This window comes from Neisseria sp. P0001.S005 (genome assembly GCF_051963715.1).
On record NZ_JBQCTZ010000001.1, the window covers coordinates 75,677 to 92,311 of the forward strand.

23 protein-coding genes and 1 pseudogene are annotated in these 16,635 nt (G+C 50.8%); 19 read left to right on the plus strand and 5 right to left on the minus strand.

Going from position 1 to position 16,635, the window contains the following annotated elements:
* Positions 1–152: 152 nt before the first annotated feature.
* The 5 genes from ACTHSP_RS00440 to ACTHSP_RS00460 all read right to left on the minus strand — a co-directional run bounded on the left by ACTHSP_RS00440 (position 153) and on the right by ACTHSP_RS00460 (position 1,726).
* The gene (locus ACTHSP_RS00440) at positions 153–362 is read right to left on the minus strand and encodes an XRE family transcriptional regulator (protein WP_440345408.1); all 210 of its coding nucleotides are present in this window, start codon (positions 360–362) and stop codon (positions 153–155) included.
* Positions 355–714 (minus strand): anti-CRISPR protein AcrIIC2, encoded by a 360-nt coding sequence (locus ACTHSP_RS00445; RefSeq protein WP_440345409.1) that lies wholly within the window; start codon positions 712–714, stop codon positions 355–357. The genes ACTHSP_RS00440 and ACTHSP_RS00445 overlap by 8 nt, the downstream gene beginning before the upstream one ends.
* Before the next feature lie 43 nt (positions 715–757).
* On the minus strand, positions 758–961 hold the full coding sequence (locus ACTHSP_RS00450) for a hypothetical protein (RefSeq protein WP_440345410.1): 204 nt from the start codon (positions 959–961) through the stop codon (positions 758–760).
* 155 nt (positions 962–1,116) lie between these two features.
* Positions 1,117–1,458 (minus strand): hypothetical protein, encoded by a 342-nt coding sequence (locus tag ACTHSP_RS00455; RefSeq protein ID WP_440345411.1) that lies wholly within the window; start codon positions 1,456–1,458, stop codon positions 1,117–1,119.
* A 49-nt stretch (positions 1,459–1,507) separates the two neighbouring features.
* Complete coding sequence (locus ACTHSP_RS00460; RefSeq protein ID WP_440345412.1) at positions 1,508–1,726, minus strand: hypothetical protein; 219 nt, start codon at positions 1,724–1,726, stop codon at positions 1,508–1,510.
* Positions 1,727–1,985: 259 nt separating this feature from the next.
* Between ACTHSP_RS00460 and ACTHSP_RS00465 the strand changes: the two genes are divergently transcribed.
* From ACTHSP_RS00465 to ACTHSP_RS00555, 19 genes and pseudogenes are all read left to right on the plus strand, one after another.
* The gene (locus tag ACTHSP_RS00465; protein WP_440345413.1) at positions 1,986–2,366 is read left to right on the plus strand and encodes a hypothetical protein; all 381 of its coding nucleotides are present in this window, start codon (positions 1,986–1,988) and stop codon (positions 2,364–2,366) included.
* Between the two features lie 208 nt (positions 2,367–2,574).
* Positions 2,575–2,835, plus strand: coding sequence for an HNH endonuclease (locus ACTHSP_RS00470; RefSeq protein WP_440345414.1), 261 nt, complete (start codon positions 2,575–2,577; stop codon positions 2,833–2,835).
* 186 nt (positions 2,836–3,021) lie between these two features.
* On the plus strand, positions 3,022–3,609 hold the full coding sequence (locus ACTHSP_RS00475; protein ID WP_440345415.1) for a terminase small subunit: 588 nt from the start codon (positions 3,022–3,024) through the stop codon (positions 3,607–3,609).
* A 98-nt stretch (positions 3,610–3,707) separates the two neighbouring features.
* On the plus strand, positions 3,708–5,291 hold the full coding sequence (locus ACTHSP_RS00480) for a terminase large subunit (protein WP_440345416.1): 1,584 nt from the start codon (positions 3,708–3,710) through the stop codon (positions 5,289–5,291).
* An 8-nt stretch (positions 5,292–5,299) separates the two neighbouring features.
* Complete coding sequence (locus ACTHSP_RS00485; protein ID WP_440345417.1) at positions 5,300–6,541, plus strand: phage portal protein; 1,242 nt, start codon at positions 5,300–5,302, stop codon at positions 6,539–6,541.
* The gene (locus ACTHSP_RS00490) at positions 6,513–7,358 is read left to right on the plus strand and encodes a head maturation protease, ClpP-related (protein ID WP_440345418.1); all 846 of its coding nucleotides are present in this window, start codon (positions 6,513–6,515) and stop codon (positions 7,356–7,358) included. Before ACTHSP_RS00485 ends, ACTHSP_RS00490 begins: the two co-directional genes overlap by 29 nt.
* 12 nt (positions 7,359–7,370) lie before the next feature.
* Positions 7,371–8,596: pseudogene (locus tag ACTHSP_RS00495) on the plus strand (phage major capsid protein).
* Between the two features lie 88 nt (positions 8,597–8,684).
* The gene (locus ACTHSP_RS00500) at positions 8,685–8,984 is read left to right on the plus strand and encodes a hypothetical protein (protein WP_440345419.1); all 300 of its coding nucleotides are present in this window, start codon (positions 8,685–8,687) and stop codon (positions 8,982–8,984) included.
* Complete coding sequence (locus ACTHSP_RS00505) at positions 8,981–9,298, plus strand: head-tail connector protein (protein WP_440345420.1); 318 nt, start codon at positions 8,981–8,983, stop codon at positions 9,296–9,298. Before ACTHSP_RS00500 ends, ACTHSP_RS00505 begins: the two co-directional genes overlap by 4 nt.
* 207 nt (positions 9,299–9,505) lie before the next feature.
* Positions 9,506–9,727: a hypothetical protein gene (locus tag ACTHSP_RS00510; RefSeq protein ID WP_440345421.1), complete on the plus strand. Its 222-nt coding sequence runs from the start codon at positions 9,506–9,508 to the stop codon at positions 9,725–9,727.
* A gap of 2 nt (positions 9,728–9,729) precedes the next feature.
* Positions 9,730–10,131, plus strand: a complete 402-nt coding sequence (locus tag ACTHSP_RS00515; RefSeq protein WP_440345422.1) for a DUF3310 domain-containing protein — start codon at positions 9,730–9,732, stop codon at positions 10,129–10,131.
* 53 nt (positions 10,132–10,184) lie between these two features.
* The gene (locus ACTHSP_RS00520; protein ID WP_440345423.1) at positions 10,185–10,805 is read left to right on the plus strand and encodes a hypothetical protein; all 621 of its coding nucleotides are present in this window, start codon (positions 10,185–10,187) and stop codon (positions 10,803–10,805) included.
* Between the two features lie 54 nt (positions 10,806–10,859).
* Positions 10,860–11,192 carry a phage head closure protein gene (locus ACTHSP_RS00525; protein ID WP_440345424.1) on the plus strand — a complete coding sequence of 111 codons (333 nt, stop codon included), beginning with the start codon at positions 10,860–10,862 and terminating at the stop codon, positions 11,190–11,192.
* The gene (locus ACTHSP_RS00530) at positions 11,176–11,697 is read left to right on the plus strand and encodes a hypothetical protein (protein WP_440345425.1); all 522 of its coding nucleotides are present in this window, start codon (positions 11,176–11,178) and stop codon (positions 11,695–11,697) included. Before ACTHSP_RS00525 ends, ACTHSP_RS00530 begins: the two co-directional genes overlap by 17 nt.
* On the plus strand, positions 11,678–12,016 hold the full coding sequence (locus ACTHSP_RS00535; RefSeq protein ID WP_440345426.1) for a hypothetical protein: 339 nt from the start codon (positions 11,678–11,680) through the stop codon (positions 12,014–12,016). The genes ACTHSP_RS00530 and ACTHSP_RS00535 overlap by 20 nt, the downstream gene beginning before the upstream one ends.
* Positions 12,017–12,177: 161 nt before the next feature.
* Complete coding sequence (locus ACTHSP_RS00540) at positions 12,178–12,726, plus strand: phage tail protein (protein ID WP_440345427.1); 549 nt, start codon at positions 12,178–12,180, stop codon at positions 12,724–12,726.
* Positions 12,727–12,797: 71 nt separating this feature from the next.
* Positions 12,798–13,115, plus strand: a complete 318-nt coding sequence (locus tag ACTHSP_RS00545) for a phage tail assembly chaperone (RefSeq protein ID WP_440345428.1) — start codon at positions 12,798–12,800, stop codon at positions 13,113–13,115.
* Between the two features lie 17 nt (positions 13,116–13,132).
* Complete coding sequence (locus tag ACTHSP_RS00550; protein WP_231992126.1) at positions 13,133–13,435, plus strand: DUF1799 domain-containing protein; 303 nt, start codon at positions 13,133–13,135, stop codon at positions 13,433–13,435.
* Positions 13,428–16,631 (plus strand): phage tail length tape measure family protein, encoded by a 3,204-nt coding sequence (locus tag ACTHSP_RS00555; RefSeq protein ID WP_440345429.1) that lies wholly within the window; start codon positions 13,428–13,430, stop codon positions 16,629–16,631. The genes ACTHSP_RS00550 and ACTHSP_RS00555 overlap by 8 nt, the downstream gene beginning before the upstream one ends.
* Positions 16,632–16,635 lie beyond the last annotated feature (4 nt).

The window sequence follows — 16,635 nt, forward strand, 5'->3', positions numbered from 1 at the left end:
GAGTTCAGACGACCTTTTGCACGGGGCTGGTCTGAGTTCAGACGACCTTTTGCACGGGGCTGGTCTGAGTTCAGACGACCTTTTGCACGGGGCTGGTCTGAGTTCAGACGGCCTTTTGCACGGGACTGGTCTGAGTTCAGACGGCCTTTTTCTCATTTATTCTTCAAATATTCCAACAATTTCAGCCATTTAGTATGAGGCATGTTTGCGAAACTGCTCATGCTTGGGCTTGTTTCCCATTTTTGGGCTGTTTTTAGTGTTGATTCCGTGATGTCGGCAACGTTCTGTTGTGTCAGCCCGTGCTGTTGGCGCAGGGCTTTCAGGTTTGCCGGTGTGTAACCAAGCTCAAAATTCTCAATCATACAAATCCCCATCTTCTGCCAACATAAAATCGTCTGCCGTGATTTGGTCGCAGACTTTTTTCAAGCTGTCTAACCATTCCGCCGTAACTTCAGGGCGGTTGTTATCCAAAAATATAAAATCAGACAACCAAAGCCCTATATTTGAGCGGTAGGCAAGGTGGCCTGTCTTGCTATCTTCTACTAAATCGCCACTGATAGGCTTCGTCGGTAAAATTCCAGTGTAAACGCCGTCAAAAGATTTCCGAGCCAAAAATCTAGGATATCGAGTATGAACGATAAATTCGTCCGTTTCTGATCGCGATTCTCCGTGAATTATTGCCGGGTATCGGTTGAAAATATTATTTTTACTCATTCTGACCTTTCAAAAAAAGCCACCATATTCGGTGGCTTGTCTTTTATCTGTTTTTAATGATTTTTTCAATTTCTGAAATCCAATAGCCACTATGAGGTTTTTTTGCATAGCCTTTAATGATTTCATCTGAAAGCTCAACTTCGCCATATTCTGTCAAAGAGCCAATATCATATTGATGGCGATACACTTTATAAGTGTTTCCTGACAGTTTTTCCAGGTGATATGAGCCAGTTTTGATGATTTCCATTTTGATTTCCTTTCGATTTATCCTTGAGGCCGTCAAGGTGGCGGTGGTTGGCTTGGTGCCTTTCCATGTGTATATAATACCGCGTTTAATGCGGTAATGCAAGGACTATTTTGTCAATTTTTGTAAAATCCGATACCGTTGCCATGCCTTTTTGGTTAATTTGCGATATAACCACCGAAAACTTTTTTGCCCCAATTTAAATCATCGAACATATCCCAAAATGCAGGAACATCAAGCGAATAGAATAAATGTTGCTCCCCGTTCTTGTATGTCATGATTTGAGCTGTTTTAACGTCTTCATTTCCAATTTTGATTTGTATGGCTGAAACTTCATGCACTTTAAACTCTTTACCATCTACAATTAAAAGATTTTGTTCAGGTTTGAACTCTACTTCTTTTGTTTCGCCGGTATTGATTCGATTGATTCGGGTAACAGTTTCATATTGGCGTTTTACTTCAACTTTTTCAGTTTTGATGACGTTTATTAAGAATTTCATTTTTTTTCTCCTATAAGCCCCTGTTATCCCGGGGCGCGGCGTGGTTGGTTTATTTCCAAGATTTTAGGGTATCTACAACGTGTTGCAGACGTTCTTCTTTATTTTCCAGCCCTTTTAAAGAGATGTCCTGTATAAAGTAGCCATCTTCGTTGCGGATGCCGGCATATCCTTTGTGCCAATCGATGGTATATTTTCGCTCAACCTGCTGTTCAGTAGTTTGTACGCCATCAAAAATTTTAGCGGTTACGGTAAGTTTTACGGTAGTCATGATATTTTTCCTTTTGCCCTTGTTAATCCGTTTCGGCCGTCTTTGTTGTCTGCCTATGTGTTTATAATACCGCATTAAATGCGGTATTGCAATACATAATTATGGATTTTTTTTCAACACATTGAATATTATGAATAAAAATATGAATAAGTTTCGAAGTTAAATTTATGATTTTGATATAATATCTCTTTAAAAATAAAGCCCTGCGGATTCCGACAGCGGCTAGGGATGGTCAGCGTGAAACAAAAACTGACTGAAAATGAAATTTGAACTTGATTTACTTTTAAAATGGTGGGCTGACTGGTCTGCCAAGCGAGAGGATAACGGCTTAGGCTTCGGTTGTAGCCGGTTCAATCGGTTGATGGCGGCAGGTGAGCTTCCGCCGCGAACGGAATTTGTGGCTATCCTGCCTTACGGCGTTGACGGCGATGGAATAGCAAGTGTGATGGATCAGGCGATTTGTCGGCTGAATCCTAATCGCAAGCAAGCAGTCGAGACAGAATACAGGCGCATAGGGACTCAATACGCAAAGTCCAAGGCGTTGGGTATCACACAAAAAGCGTATGAGCGCCGGCTGGCAAATGCCCGTTTGAACTTGATGGCTGATGTAGCTGTTAAAAAGTTGTTAAAACGCTATTGACGTCTTGGGGGATTTTTGTTTAAATTATGGCAAGCTGTGTTTAACTGTATGTACGGTTAACGCAGCTTTTTCATTTTTCAGTCAAAAAAAGCGCGGATAGCCCCTCTGAACAGGATTCAGGCGGGCTTTTGCGTTTGGAAAGAATTATATGGGTCGATTAAAACAAATGTCTTCACGGCTCCGACCTGTTGAGCAAAACAGAATCGCCGTGAAGCATCCACCAAAGACGGCGGAAAAGCGTATGCGCGGGCGAGGATGGATGAAACTGCGCGAATCCGTGTTGATTCGTGACCAATATCAATGCCGGAAATGCGGTTGCATTGTGCTTCCAAAAGATGCCGAGTGCGATCACATCGTTACGCTGGCGGATGGTGGCAAAGATGAAGCGGAAAACCTGCAAACACTTTGCAAAACCTGCCATGCCGAAAAATCCGCCGCCGAAAATCGCCGGCGAAATCGTGGCTGGTAGGGTAGGGGGTGTCAAAAGTTCACAGGGCTTCCCCTCGGAAACCCCCCGCCCTCCCATTTGCAGAATTTTTTCCCCTGTGAAACTGTTAAAGCGATATTTTAACAGGTTGATTAACATTGAATTTTTAGCATTTTATGCTACAAAAGGCCGCCTTGAAAAAGCGGCTTTTTTTATTGGAATTTCACTATGGCAATGAATGAACAAAAGGAGTTGTTTGCCAAAGCGAAATTGCGAGGGTTGTCGAACCGAGAGGCTGCGATTGCGGCGGGGTATAGCGAAAAGACGGCCAGCGCAAGCGGCAGTCGTTTGGCAAAAGATGTTGATGTTTTGGCGGAAATTGAACGCCTGAAGCGTATTCAGCCGACGGAGCCAGTGTCCGTTGTTGTTGAGCCAGCTTCTGTGTCGGTTGTTCCTGATGTGCAGCCGGCTCAGGCGGTGCCAGTGGCAGAAAGGTCTGTTGAAACATCGGAGAGTTTAGACCGTATCGCATTATCGGCGCGGGAGCGTGCCATCGTTCGCGGTACTACGATTGAATTGGATGGTGTTTCCTATGAGCAAACCGACCCGAAAGACCAGTTGATTCTGTGTTCTTTGGGCGTGATTTCTTTAAACCGGCAGCAGATTGATGCTGCCAAGGCGTTGTTGGGATATTTCCACGGAAAAGTTGCAGATCAGGGCAAAAAGGATGTCGAACGCGAACGCGCCCATGATGTTGCCGGTGGTAAGTTCAGCCCGATGAGGCCGCCTGAGCCGGTGCAGGGTAGATTATGTTGAAAAAAGCTTGGTCAACCGCTTGCCCTGATTGGAAAGAACGAATTATAGGCAGGAAAAGCCTGATTCCGTTTCCTCCGTTGTATCAGGAGCCTGCCGAAATGGCGTTGCGCATTTTCAAGCAGTTGCGCTTGGTGGATGTGCCTGGTGAGCCAATGATGGGCGAAGTCACGCGCGAATGGGTATATGACTTTGTTGCGGCCATTTTTGGCGCATACGACCCTGATTCCGGTGTGCGGTTGATTCAGGAGTTTTTCTTGCTGATTAGCAAGAAAAACATGAAATCTACCTTGGCTGCCGGGGTAATGTTGACTGCGCTGGTTCTGAATTGGCGGCGTGAAGCTGAATTTTTCATTATCGCTCCTACTGTTGAGGTCGCAAACAATAGCTTTAAGCCTGCGAAAGCGATGATACGGGCTGATGAAGAGCTTTCCGCCTTGTTTCAGGTGCAAGACCATACGCGGACGATCACGCACCGAACGACTGGGGCAACGCTGAAAATTCTTGCTGCTGAAAGCGATACCGTTGCCGGTATCAAAGGCACCGGCGTTTTAATCGAGGAGGTTTGGCTGTTTGGCAAACGCTCAAAAGCGGCTGATATGTTTACCGAGGCTAAAGGTGGCTTGGCCAGTCGTCCGGAAGGCTTTGTGATTTACCTCTCAACGATGTCCGATGAGGCACCGGCAGGCGTATTCGCAGACTTACTCAAGCGAGCGCGTGAAGTCCGAGACGGTAAGCGTGTTGATAACCGTATGTTGCCGGTCTTGTATGAGTACCCGCAGGAGATGTTGGATAACGGGACCTACCGTCTGCCTGAAAACTTTTATGTCACGAACCCTAATATTGGTGCTTCAGTTTCAGAAGCCTACCTGATGGGGGAATTTGAAACAGCCAAGGCGGACGGAGAAATCGCGCTTCGCCGATTCATGGCGAAGCATTTGAATGTGCAGATTGCCTTGTCTCTGACTGCTGATTATTGGGCAGGAGCGGAATTTTGGGAGGATAGTGGAAAAAATCCCGAAATCAATTTGGATTGGATGCTCGAGCACTGCGAAGTCATCGACATTGGTGTTGACGGTGGCGGTTTGGATGACTTGTTGGGTATTTCTGCCGTTGGCCGTCTGAAAGACAATCCGCGGATGTGGGCGGCTTGGTTTCATGCTTGGGCGCATCCGTCGGTGTTGGAGCGGCGAAAGGAAATCGCGCCTGTTTTGTTGGATTTTGCCAAGCAGGGGGATTTGACGATTGTCCACCGCATCGGCGATGACAGCGATGAGGTGGCTGGGATTGTGGCTCGGGTTTATCAGAGCGGTTTGCTGGATAAATGTGGGCTTGACCCGCACGGGGTCGGTGCGATTTTGGACGCGATGTTGGAATATGGCGTTCCGGAAGATGCGGTCGTTGGTGTGTCGCAGGGCTGGAAATTGGGCGCGGCGATTAAGACGGCGGAACGCAAGCTTGCGGAAGGCTGTTTTATCCATAGCGGCAGTGCGATGATGAATTGGGTGGTCGGTAATGCCCGCGTCGAGCCTCGCGCCAATGGTATTTTAATTACCAAGCAGGCGAGCGGTTCGGCGAAAATCGACCCGTTGATGGCGATGTTTGACGCGGTGTCGCTTTTGTCGCTGAATCCGACAGCCCGTGGTGCGTCGGTTTATGAAACACGCGGAATCAGAATGTTGTGAGATAGGATATGGCGAAAGAGAAGAAAGCCAAAAACAAAAGCCGCCCGCGTGCTGACTCGGGCGGCTTGGTTTTTGAGGGGTTGAACGACCCCGCGTTGTTGGAATTTATCCGCAGCGGCCAAATCGGCGGCGGCGTGGGGATTGATGGTCGGCAGGCTTTGTGCAATGCCGCACTTTATCGGTGTATTACCTTAATCAGCCAAAGTATCGGGATGCTGCCGTTGAATGTGCTGCATAACGATGACGGGCGTGAAACTGCTACGGAGCATCCTGTCTGGAAACTGCTGAAACGGCAGCCGAATAAGTTTCAGACGGCCTATGAGTTCAAAAGTCTGCTGCAAAGCCATGTTTTGCAATATGGCAATGCGTATGCACGCATTATCCGTTCGCGCGGTCAGGTCATCCAGCTTGTGCCGATTCATCCGACTGCGGTGCAGGTTAAGCAGCGTGACGACTGGAGCGTGCATTATGTGGTTACGCGAAAAGACGGCGGTTTGCTGGATTTCGAGGCGGATGATGTATTGCACCTGCGCGATTTGACCGACGACGGCTTGGAGGGCATGAGCCGCGTGAAGTTAGCGAAACGGGCATTGGGAATTGCTTTCGATGCGGAGGATGCGGCAAGCCGTATTTTCTCGGAAGGGGTGATGGCCGGCGGTTATCTGGCAACGGACAAGGCGTTGAGCGATAAGGCGTACAACCAACTTCAGGAATCCTTGCATAAGCGGTATAGCGGCAAAGCGAATGCCGGCCGTTTTATGATTTTGGAAGAGGGTCTGAAGGCTGAGAAGTGGGGCAATACTGCTTCTGACGCGCAGCATATTGAAAACCGAAACCATCAAATAGAGGAAATTGCGCGGATGTTTGGTGTGCCGCGCCCGCTGCTGATGATGGATGACACGTCGTGGGGTAGCGGTATCAGTGAATTGGGTGTGTTTTTCCTGAAATACGGACTTTTGCCTTGGTTCACGATGTGGGAGCAGGCGTTGACGCGATCTCTGCTTACGCCTGCTGAGCAAGACCGCTTGATATTCAAGTTTAATGCCGGTGCGCTGTTGCGCGGCAGCTTGGAGAATCAGGCGGAATTTTTTGCCAAAGCTTTGGGTAGTGGCGGTCATGGAGCATGGATGACGCAAAACGAAGTGCGCGAAATTTCCGACCTGCCGAAATCAACAGATAAGTCTGCCGATACTTTGCGGCAGGCGCAACAAGGAAAGAATTATGAGCCTGAAAAAACTGCCGCAGATTAGTGCGTTGTCTGCTATGCCGAAATCGCTGTCTTTTGATATGCGCCCTGATGCGGCGAACCGTTGGGACAGCGGGGTCAAGGCGAAAACCGAAACCGACAATGTCATCACGATGTACGACCAAATCGGCGAAAGCTTTTGGAGCGAGGGGGTAACGGCCAAACGCGTTGCCGCCGCGCTGCGCGCTATCGGCGACAAAGAGGTCGTCGTCAACATCAACAGTCCGGGCGGCGACTACTTCGAAGGTATTTCCATCTACAACCTGTTGGCGCAACATCCGGCGAAGGTAACCGTCCAAATCATCGGCCTTGCCGCTTCCGCCGCCTCCATGATTGCGATGGCGGGCGATGAGATTCTGATGGGCGAAGGGTCATTTTTGATGATACACAACGCGTGGAGCCTTGCTATTGGCAATCGTCACGATTTGGCGGGCAGTATTGAGACGCTGGCGCAGATTGATGATGCGATGGCTGATTTGTATGCCGCGCGTTCGAGCCTGTCGAAGGCGGAAATCGTCGGCATGATGGATCGTGAAAGCTGGATTGGGAAATCGAAAGCCCTTGAGGATGGTTTTGCCGACGGCGAAATCGATGTGAAGGAAATCGAACAGTCCGGCGACAGTGAGCAGAAGAAGGCGATGGCTTTGATTGAGTCAAGCCTCGCGCAACAGGGATACAGCCGCGCCCAACGCCGCGATGTGTTCAACAACTTATTCCACGGCACGCCCCGCGCTGCCGAACCTGCCGTCAAGCCGTGCGCTGGCGGCGATTTGAAGACGGCGCAAGCCTTGCAGACTTTAATTCAAACCATGAAAGGTTAAACCATGAAAAAAATGATAATTGCCCGCGGCTTGGTTGCCGCTTTTGCCGATGCCGGCAATACTGCGCCCGATGTGGGCGCGTTGCTGGCGGAATTGAACAGTTCCTTTGCCGCATTCAAAGACAGCAAAGAAAAAGAAATTGCCGCTTTGCAGCAAGGCAGTGAAGAAGCCAAAGCTTCTTCAGCCAAAACCGAAGCCGAAATTTCCAAACTCCAAGCCTCTATCGACGACTTATCTGTACAAATGGCCGCCGCGCAAATGAACGGCGGTGCGGGTAAGTTGGATAAGGAAGCGCAGGCGGCGGTTGACGCTACTGTGTCGTTTATGAAGTCCGGCGAAGTACGCGCGGATTTGAAAAAATCGGACGATTCAAACGGCGGCTATTTGGTGCCGAAGGAATGGGACCGCACCATCACCGATAAGCTGCGTACCGTATCGCCGCTGCGAAAGCTGTTTAAGGTTCAGACGACATCGAAGCCGAAATTCAGCAAACTGTACAATATGCACGGCGCGGGCAGTGGCTGGGTGGGTGAAGAAGATGCCCGCACCAAAACCGATACGCCTACTTTCAAATCTTTGGATTTTGAAACAGGTGAAATTTATGCGAATCCGGCTGCTACTCAGCAAATGTTGGACGATGCCGAAATCAATCTCGAAGCCTTCCTTGCTGATGAAGTGAAAACTGAGTTTGCCGTTGCCGAAAACAAAGCCTTTATCAGTGGTGACGGTCAAAAAGGCAAACCGACCGGCTTGCTGACCTATGCCGAGGGCGGCACCAATGCAACCAAGCACCCTTTGGGCGCAATCAAGGTTGTCAAATCCGGCAATGCGGCGGCGGTTACTGCTGATTCGGTTATTGATTTGGTTTACTCGCTGCCTGCCGAATACTCGCAAGGCGCGGGCTTTATGATGAACCGAAAAACGCTTGCCGCCGTCCGCAAACTGAAAGACGGTCAGGGTAATTACCTGTGGCAGCCGAGCTATCAGCAAGACCAACCGTCCACGTTGTGCGGCTATCCGGTTTATGAAGTCGCCGATATGCCTGATGTTGCCGCGAATGCGCTGTGTATCGCTTTGGCGATTTCAGCCGTGCGTATATGATTCTTGACCGCAAGGGCGTGAGCATCCTGCGTGACCCATATACGAATAAGCCGTTCGTTCAGTTCTACACAACTAAACGCGTCGGCGGCGGTGTGGACAATCCTGAAGCCTGCGTGTTGCTGAAAGTAGCGGCTTAATTTGAACAGGCCGTCTGAAAACGAGCTTCCGCCTGTATGGGTAGCGGCGTTTAGTTTTCAGACGGCCTTATTTTGAAAGGTAATAATCATGGCAAAATTTACTAAATCGTTTTTAGGCGTTCCCGATGGGGAGATTTATCCCGTTCAGTATGAAAAAGGCGATGAGGTTCCGGCTGAGTTGCTGGATGCTGCGAAAGAAGCAGGCTGTGTCAGCAGTAAGAAAGGCGATTCGAAGCAGCCTGAAGACCCGCCGTCCGACAATAAGCAGGATGGTGGTGCGGGTAATAAAACCGATACTCAGCAGACCGGCGAAGGCGAAGGTCAAGGCGAAGGTCAGGACGAGGGTCAAGACGGCGATAAGGGCAGTCAACAGACTGAGCAGCAATGATAACCCTCGAATTGGTCAAGCTTCATCTTCGCGTTGACGGCGAGGATGAGGACGATTTGATTCGTCTTTATTACGAAGCGGCTGTGTCTGACTGTGCGGCTTATTTGAACCGCCCTTTGTATCAAGATGAGGCGGCGGCAAGTGAAGCTGCTAAAGCAGGTAAGGCGGATGGTGTAGTGCTGAATTCTTCTATCCGCAATGCTATTTTGCTGACGGTCGGGTATTTGTATTCTACCCGCGAAGATGGCGCGGTCGGGTTGCCGCGTGCCGCTCGGCGGCTGTTGGAGCCGTTTCGCAATTTGCCCGGCGTGTAGTCGGGTTTCTAGATCGGTTAAGCGTAAACCGTACGCCCCAAAACGCTCTTCTGCTTTATTTTATTCTGATTAGGGCTTGATACGGCGTTGCCCGACTTCTTTGGGTGCAGCTAAGGCTTGCGGCTGACTTTTTGAGTGCGAGCCAAGATGAAAAACCGTCCGAACGGCAGATTTCGGGCGGTTTTTCGATTTTACGCATTACAGATTATGGAAACGTCAAATAAGAAAGCGGTTTTAGCGTATATCCGAAAAAATCCGGGTTGTACGGCGACGGCTGTTGCTAATGAGGTGTTTGGCAAATGGCGTTGGAGCGGTTGGATTTTTGCGCGAAACGATATTAATGCGCTTTGCGACGAGGGTTTGGTCAGCGAGCGTTTTTATCGTGGAATTTCGGTGTTTTACCCTGTGGAAGTTAAAGAGGAGGCGTGAAGATGGAAAAAGACAATATCAATCCGGCACATTACCGCCAGCAGCCGTATGAGTGCATCGAGTTTACGGAAAATATGAATTTCAACTTGGGCAATGCGTTCAAGTATATTTGGCGGTATCAGGATAAGAACGGTACTGAAGATTTGAAAAAAGCTCGGTGGTACCTGCAAAGACAGTTGGAATGCTCGCCATTGTATTCGCTGTTGGGTTTAGAACTTTGTAAAGACTTGAGCCGAAAATTGGAGGAGTGCAGGCGTTACGGAAAGTTCGTAGTTGGGCAATATCTTTTGCTGGTCGGCATCTTGTCCTATTCTTTTTGTGAAGATAGCAAAACTTTATCAAATTCGATTGAAATATTAGATGATTTTATTAAGCGCATTGAATGTGACGAAGTAGGAATTTGACGGCTTATTAGGCGGCGGATAATATCGGATACTATTTTTTAAAGGGAATATGTATGAAGATTTTGTTGTTGTCTGCTGTTTTGCTTGCGTTGGCGGGATGTGGCGGCGGTGAGCGTGTGGACGCTGTGCCTTCGGCTTCTTCAGTCGGTGCGGCTTCGTCCCCTGCACTGCCTGATGGTTCGGGATGGGTTTATTCGGGGGTCGTTGATGAAATGCGGGGTAAGACTTCTTATATGGCGAAGCTGCGGTCGGTCAATCGGGTCGATATTGGCGGCGGTCATGGTGATGTCGGGCTTGATTTGATTTTTGGCGGTTATGAGGAATATGATTTCCCGATTGCGTTGTTTAGGTTGTCTGACGGGGAGTTTGCTGAGTGCGGGTCTGACGGCTGCAAGGTCGAGTATCGGGTTGATGATGGCGCGGTGTTGGGTATTTCGGGATATCTTGCCGATTCGGGCAGTATTATGGGTTGTTCGGCTCGGACGGTCGAGGAGATGGGCATTACTGGCTGTATGATTGAGAATTCGGCGTTGTTTTATAGTCTTCTCGACGGTCGGAAGATGGTTGTGGAGGTCGATATTTCAGGTCGTGGTCCGACGCAGTTTGTGTTTGATGTGTCGGGGTTACAGCCTTTGGATAAGTGGCCCGGCTTGGCTGTGGTTCATCGGAAGTAGTTTTTTGATTTGAGGTCGTCTGAATTTCAGACGGCCTTTTTGTTTGGGGCGGGTATGAATGCTGGTCAGTTGCGGCATCGGGTCGAGATTCTTCAGCGTGTGAAGGAAAAGGATAAGTCGGGCGCGACTGTGATGGTATGGCGTCTGTTGTGTAGGGTGTGGGCGGATGTTCGGCATGTGTCGGGGTCGGAGACGATGCGGCATGATGTGTTGTCGGCTTCGGTGCGGGCTTCGGTGCGTATCCGCTGGCGGGCTGGGATTTCGGCGGATATGCGGGTTCGGACGGAGAATGGGGTTTATGTTATCCGTGCGGTGATTCCTGATTTGCGCCGCCGTGAGTTTTTGGATTTGACGTGTGAGAGCCTGCCTGATGAAAGTGGAAATTGATGCGGATTTTTCCGATGCGATTGCGCGGTTTGAGAGTTTGCCGGAGGCGGTGGGCGAGAAGCTGCGTTGGGCGGCGTTTCAGGGTGTGAGCTTATTGCGCGAGGAGATTAAGATTCAGGCTCCGCGCCATCATAAGCGGCATTATTTTTATAGTAAGGGCAGCCGCAATGCTGATGGGAGTAAGCGGCGATATGATTTTGAGCCGGGCGATTTGAGACGCTCGGTTTTTGCTTTTTATGATAAGTCGGATTCGGTTGACGGCCGTCGTGCTGTGTATCAGGTCGGTTGGCGTGATAGAGAGGGCAGCCGTGGCCGGTATGAGGGAGGTTCGCTTAAGGCCGTCCCTTATGGCTATATGGTGCATAACGGGGTGCGTCGGAAAAATGGTAAGTCGATTGCGCCGCGTCCTTTTTTGTCCCGTGCTTTGAAGATTCAGGGGGCGAAGATGGAGGCGGTAATGCTGGATGCTGTGTTGGAGGTGGTGCGTGGAAGAATCTCTGATTAGTGCGATTAGCCGTGTTCTGCCTGATGTGGATGTTTATCATGACTTCGCGCCGGAAGAAGCTGAGTTTCCGTTGGTGATTGTGCAGCGGGTCGGCGGCGCGGGCTGTTTGTTTTTAGACCATAACGATGATGGGTATGAGGTGCGATTTTCTATCTCGGTGTGGGATGTTGACCGTTTGGGGGCGGTGAAGAAGAGCCGTGCGGTGGAGCGGTCGGTGTTGGATTCGTTGGAAGGTTATGCGCTGTCGGCGGCGGATGCGGTCGTTTTGGACGATGGCCGGCGCGGGATGGTGCAGGATTTTGTTTTTATGACTGCTTAGGCGGTTTTTGTTGGCGGCTGTCTGTTTGGGCGGTCTTTTTTATTTGGTTTTTTAAGGATTTTGATATGGCTGTAACTTTGGCTAATGGTTCGATCGTGCAGATTGCTACGAAGCTGGTGACTGAGAAGAAGGTCACGGCAATCTCTAATGAGGCTGAGGCGGTGTGTACTGCTACGGCGCATGGTTTGCAGAATGGTGATTATGTGGTGTTGTTTTCCGGTTGGGGCGTTTTGAATGAACGTGTCTTCCGTGTGACGAGCGTTGATGCGAACAGTTTTAAACTGGACGGCATCGATACGCGCGATGAAAACAAGTTCCCTGCCGGTTCGGGCGCGGGCAGTTTTCAGAAGGTCGAGGCGTGGCAACAGGTCACGCAAATTATGGAAGTGTCGAGTTCGGGCGGCGAGCAGCAGTTCGTTGAATTCGGCTTCTTGGAAGATGACTTCGAGCGTAAGCTGCCGACGACCCAATCTGCGTATTCGATGACGTTCAAGATTGCGGACGACCCGAATCTGCCCGGATATAAGGCGGCGCAGGCGGCAAGCGACAGCGGTAAGCTGACGCCGATGCGTATTATTCTGAAAAATAAATCGGTGGTCGTGTACAACGGCTATGTGAGTATGAGTCCTATGCCGAAACTCGTCCGTAACGAGGCGATGGCGGTCGATATGACTTATTCGCTGTCCGGTTTGTTTAACCGCTATTTGTAATTTCGTCTGGTCTTTGGTGGACTTGTGTAACTTTGCCGCCCTTCGGGGCGGTATTTTTTTGGGAAATTGTGATGTCTAAATTGAAATTGGCGCATGCGCCGACTTTTAAAACTGAAGTGAAGATTCCGACACCTGCCGGCGAGCCGGTTGCGGTGGAATTTGAGTTTGTTTGGCTGAGCCGTAAGGCTATGGTTGAATTCGCGGATGATTGTGACCGCAAAGACCTGAGCGATGCTGATTTGGTGTTGAAAATCACGAAGTCTTGGGGCTTCGAGGATGAATTAAATGCTGAAAATATGGCGTATCTGCTGGATGAATATCCGTCGGCGGGCATGAAAATTCTGAGTGCTTTCTATCAGGCGTATAACGGCGCGCGCGAAAAAAACTGATTGCCGCCGTCCGCGCGATGTTTTCTGACGACGAGAAGACGGTCTCGTCGTTGGGATTCTTCGGCTTTGATGCGGATGATGTGACGGCGGATGAGGTGGAGGTGTGGCCGAACAATTGGGAGGCTGTGCAGTTGTTTTCGTCGGTCTGCGGTCAGTGGCGCGTCAGTATGGCGGGGGCGTATGCGCTGGATTATAAGGCGGTCGCCGCGGCTATGGATTTGATGGGGATTAAGAAGCGGCGGCGGAAGAAGTTGTTTGAGTTTGTGCGCGTGATGGAGCGTGAGGCGTTGTCGATAATGGGCGAGAAGAAAGATGGCTAAGAATACGATTAAGGCCGGTTTAGATGTCAGCGATATCGAATCCGGCGCGAAAAAGGCGGGCGTTGCGCTTCGCAGTATCGGCAAGGCGGCGAAGGACGCGGGTCAGCAATCGGCGGCTGGCGCGGCGGCGACGGCGGCGGGCTATGATAAGGCTGCGAAGGAAGCGGAACGGCTGGCGAAGAAGCAGGAGCGTGCTACTCAGTCCATTATTAATGCGGTACAGCGTGAAATTGCTGTTCGTGAGTCTGGCGGGCGCGGTACGGCGGCTTATTATGAGTTGCTGGCGCGTCAACGTGGTGCGGATGTTGCAAAAATCAGCGAGATTACGCAGGCTTTGAAGCGGCAAGAGAGTCAACTGAAGCTGAATAATATTTCCGTAGGGCAGTACAACAATGCGATGCGGATGGTTCCGGCGCAGTTTACGGATATTTTTACGCAGTTGGCCGGCGGGCAGAATCCGTTTTTGATTGCGCTGCAACAGGGCGGTCAGCTTCGTGATTCGTTCGGCGGCTTCGGCAATATGTTCAAGGGATTGGCGGCGAGTATCAATCCTGCAACGGTGGCTCTTGGTGGCTTGGTTGCCGGATTAGGGGCTGTCGGTAAGGCGTATTACGACGGGGCGGAGGAATCTAAGCGTTTTTCTGCTGCGGTCATCTTTGCCGGCGGTAGCGCGGGCGCGGCATCGGGTAAGTTGATGTCGATTGCCGATTCGGTCGGCAATGCGACGGGCGGATGGTCTGAGGCGCGCTCGGCGATATTGGCTTTTGTTGAGAGCGGCTCGGTCGCGGCTGAAAACTATGGTCGGTTTGCGGAATCTGTGGTCTTGCAGTCTAAGGCGACGGGCAAGAGCGTGGAGGATTTGGCGCGCGTCTATGAGGAAATCGCGGACGACCCGTTGAAGGCGGTCGTCAAGTTTTCGCGCGTTTATCAGACGCTGAATGCGGATGTCTATGAGCAGGCGCGTGCTTTGATTGAACAGGGCAGACAGCAGGAAGCTGTGGCTTTGGTACAAGGCAAGTTCGCGGACGAATCTCAGCAGATGACTGAGCGCGTACTGGAAAATCTAGGCGCGATTGAGCGCGGCTGGAATGCGGTTAAGAAGGCGGCGTCGGAAGCTTGGGAGGACATGAAGTCCATCGGGCGAGAAGCTACGCTTGAGAGCCGGTTGGCTGAAAAACGGCTGTTTTTGCAACAAATTCCTGAGAATCCATACACGCAGCCGCAGATTGACGCGGCGAAGCGCGAAATTGATTTGTTGGAAAAGCAAATCAAGATGCGTGATGAGGCGCAGAAGCAGGCAGCGGCTATCCGAAAAGAGCAGGCTGATTCGGTCAGATATGTCGCTGATTTCGACCGTCTGAAGGAGCAGACTCAGAGCAAGGCTGAAAAATTTGCGCGCGAAGAGCGGCAATGGCAGGAAAAGCTTAATGCACTTAAAAAGCATGGCAGTAATCAACAGATTGCCGATGCGGAAAAGGTGCTTGCCCGGTTGCGTCAGCAGCACAAAGAGGAATTGGCGGCTGAGGCGGCGCGCGCTGCGAAGCGGTCTCAGCGAGAAGCCAAGCAAAACAAGGAAAAATATACCGTAAACCGTGCTGTTTTGGAGCAGGCGGCGAAATATGATTATGCAGGACTTGAAAAACGCTACGGTTTGCCTAAGAACCTGCTGGCTGCTTTGTCTATGCAGGAGTCGCGCGGTAATGTGAATGCAATTTCGCCGGTTGGTGCGCGCGGTACGATGCAGTTTATGCCTGCAACGGCGAAGCAGTACGGCGTTGACGTTCGAAGTGTTGCTTCTTCTGCCGACGGTGCGGCTCGCTATTTACGCGATTTGCTGAAACGGTATGACAACAATATTGTCAAAGCGTTGACTGCTTATCATAGCGGCGAAGGTAATGTAAATAAGGGGCGTATCGGCCCTATTGGCAGGAAGTATGCGCCGGAGGTGTTGGCGCGGCAAAACTGGTTGAACGGCGGGCGTGGCGAAATTGTTGATGATCCACGTCGTGAGTTTTACCGCCCTTCCGCTTCTAAAAGTAAGCCTGAGCTTACCGATTACCAAAAGTGGCAGCAGGATTTCAACAAACGGCAGCTTGCGGTAAACGCGGAGCTTTCTTTGTCTGCCGCCAATGTCAATAAGATTTATGCGGAGCAGCTTCGGTTGCTGTCTGACCCGACCTTTGAAAAATGGTCGGCATCGGAGCGTCAGGCGGCTATGGATTTGGCGGTTAAAGCCGACAATCAGGCAGATTTGACGAAAGAGGCGAAGAAATACGCGGATGCGCTGCGTGAGCTTGAGGCGGCAGGGCAACGTGATTTTGACGATCAGTTGTTTGAGTTGTCGTTGCTTGGCAAAACGCGCGAGGAAGTCGAGCGACTGACTGCTGCGCGGAAGTACGACAAGCTGATTGCTGAGGCTAGTGCTTCGGGTGCTAGTGCTGATGTCATTAAGAGCTTGCAGACTGCGAAGCTTGACAACGATGGCCGTCTGCAAGAGCAATTACGCTTGGCGAAGGAAACCAAAGAGGCTTTCGGTAACGATTGGCTGGCCGGTATTTCAGACGGCATGAGGAATTATGCTGATTCCTTCCAGTCGATGCGTGAGGGTATGGCGGATGTCGTGTCGGGGTCGCTCGGTAAGATGTCCGATGCGTTGGCTGATTTCGTGGCAACCGGCAAGGCTGATTTTCGCAGTTTGGCTGTTTCTATTCTGCAAGATTTGTCTAAGATGCTGATTAAGATGGCGTTGTTTAACGCAATGAAGGCGGCGATGAGTGCTTGGGGCGGCGGCGGATTCAAAGACGGCGGCTTTGTGCAGCAATTCTCCAACGGCGGTGCGGTGTGGGGCGCGGGTACGGCGACGAGCGACAGTATCCCTGCTATGTTGTCTAATGGCGAGTTTGTCATCAATGCGGCGTCCACGCGCCGTCATCGTGCTTTGCTGGAGGCCATCAATAAAAACCGCTACGCTTCGGGCGGGGTGGTCGGCGTTGCGCCGCAGGTCGCTGCTTTGGGCGGCGGAACGGGCGGCATGACGGTAAACATTACGATTAACCGTGACGGGTCGTCTGATTCGTCGGTTGACGGTGATGTTGAGATGGCGAAGCAATTGGGTGCGGCTCTGCCTGCGATGATTGAAAATTGGTTTGTCAATAATGTGGTTCGGGTCGGCGGTCGTTATCACGGCAGCCGTTGATTCG